9 tRNA genes are annotated in these 977 nt (G+C 47.5%); all 9 read right to left on the reverse strand.

The annotated features are described in order from the left end of the window. Position 1: 1 nt before the first annotated feature. A tRNA-Met gene (locus FD50_RS09765) sits at positions 2-75 on the reverse strand. Between the two features lie 16 nt (positions 76-91). Further along, positions 92-181: transfer RNA gene (locus FD50_RS09770), tRNA-Ser, on the reverse strand. Between the two features lie 41 nt (positions 182-222). Continuing rightward, positions 223-296: transfer RNA gene (locus FD50_RS09775), tRNA-Ile, on the reverse strand. 20 nt (positions 297-316) lie between these two features. Then, a tRNA-Met gene (locus tag FD50_RS09780) sits at positions 317-390 on the reverse strand. 30 nt (positions 391-420) lie between these two features. Next, positions 421-494 (reverse strand) — tRNA-Pro (locus FD50_RS09785). A 7-nt stretch (positions 495-501) separates the two neighbouring features. Beyond that, positions 502-575: transfer RNA gene (locus FD50_RS09790), tRNA-Arg, on the reverse strand. Positions 576-590: 15 nt separating this feature from the next. After that, positions 591-676, reverse strand: a tRNA-Leu gene (locus tag FD50_RS09795). A gap of 14 nt (positions 677-690) precedes the next feature. Beyond that, positions 691-762, reverse strand: a tRNA-Gly gene (locus FD50_RS09800). 7 nt (positions 763-769) lie between these two features. After that, positions 770-845: transfer RNA gene (locus tag FD50_RS09805), tRNA-Thr, on the reverse strand. Between the last annotated feature and the right edge of the window lie 132 nt (positions 846-977).

Genomic DNA, 977 nt, shown 5'->3' on the forward strand with positions numbered 1-977 from the left:
ATTGCGGGAGAAGGATTTGAACCTACGACCTTCGGGTTATGAGCCCGACGAGCTACCAGACTGCTCCATCCCGCGATAATAAAAATGAAAAAGGAGGATGAGAGATTCGAACTCTCGCGTGGTTTTACCCACCTGACGGTTTTCAAGACCGTTCCCTTCAGCCAGACTTGGGTAATCCTCCATTATAAAAAGATCAATTATACTATCCACTTCAAAGTACAATGGACCTTGTAGGACTCGAACCTACGACCGGACGGTTATGAGCCGTCTGCTCTAACCAACTGAGCTAAAGGTCCAAGTTCTATCAAGTTGTATATCGCGGTGAAGGGGATCGAACCCCTGACCTCCCGGGTATGAACCGGACGCTCTAGCCAGCTGAGCTACGCCGCGATGTGTATCTTCAAGAGTATGTCTACTCTATCGGGAAGACAGGATTCGAACCTGCGACCCCCTGGTCCCAAACCAGGTGCTCTACCAAGCTGAGCTACTTCCCGATGATAATGCACCCAGTAGGAGTCGAACCTACAACCTTCTGATTCGTAGTCAGACACTCTATCCAATTGCGCTATGGGTGCATAATAATATAATTATGCCGAGGACCGGAATCGAACCGGTACGGTAATCACTTACCGCAGGATTTTAAGTCCTGTGCGTCTGCCAGTTCCGCCACCCCGGCAAATAATATTAACAAGCGGAAGACGGGATTCGAACCCGCGACCCCCACCATGGCAAGGTGATGTTCTACCACTGAACTACTTCCGCATAAAAATGGTGCCGACTAGACGATTCGAACGCCCGACCCTCTGATTACAAATCAGATGCTCTACCAACTGAGCTAAGTCGGCGAAACTCACAAACATAAACAACGACTTAATTATCTTATCATATATTACCATTAATGTCAATATCTAATTAACATTAATGAGTCGTGACAGGCTCGAACTGTCGACCCTCTGATTAAAAGTCAGATGCTCTAC

Source organism: Liquorilactobacillus satsumensis DSM 16230 = JCM 12392 (genome assembly GCF_001435195.1).
Classification (GTDB): Bacteria; Bacillota; Bacilli; order Lactobacillales; family Lactobacillaceae; genus Liquorilactobacillus; species Liquorilactobacillus satsumensis.